At 44.8% G+C, this 306-nt stretch carries 1 protein-coding gene; it reads right to left on the reverse strand.

Annotated features, from left to right (window positions below; translation table 11 throughout):
* Positions 1-90 precede the first annotated feature (90 nt).
* On the reverse strand, positions 91-306 hold a 216-nt coding region (locus ATH1_RS22020), incomplete at its 5' end, for a hypothetical protein (RefSeq protein WP_010424814.1).

Consider the following 306-nt stretch of genomic DNA (forward strand, 5'->3'; position numbering starts at 1 on the left):
CCCTGTTTGGGTTTCACAGGGTTTTTAACCCAGGTTATGTCTGTGGCTTTTTCCTGATTTGCATCGGGCACTACTGTAATTGTGTAATGCTTATTGGCTGTGGGGTACCTTTCTTTGAGCCTGCCGATGCGCTCCCATACTTTTTCCAGCTTTTTTCGTACCCCCTTTTTTGTGTAATGCCCCTTTTATGTTCTCAAGTTCTTCCTGGTAATGCTGTGAAAAGTGTTCGTTCATCGAGGCCTCTTTGACTGCTTTTTGCCGACTGCGCACATAAAGGTAATTGTCCGGGCAATCTTTTTTTGCAAC

It is taken from the genome of Anaerophaga thermohalophila DSM 12881 (assembly GCF_000191885.1).
Taxonomy (GTDB): domain Bacteria; phylum Bacteroidota; class Bacteroidia; order Bacteroidales; family Marinilabiliaceae; genus Anaerophaga; species Anaerophaga thermohalophila.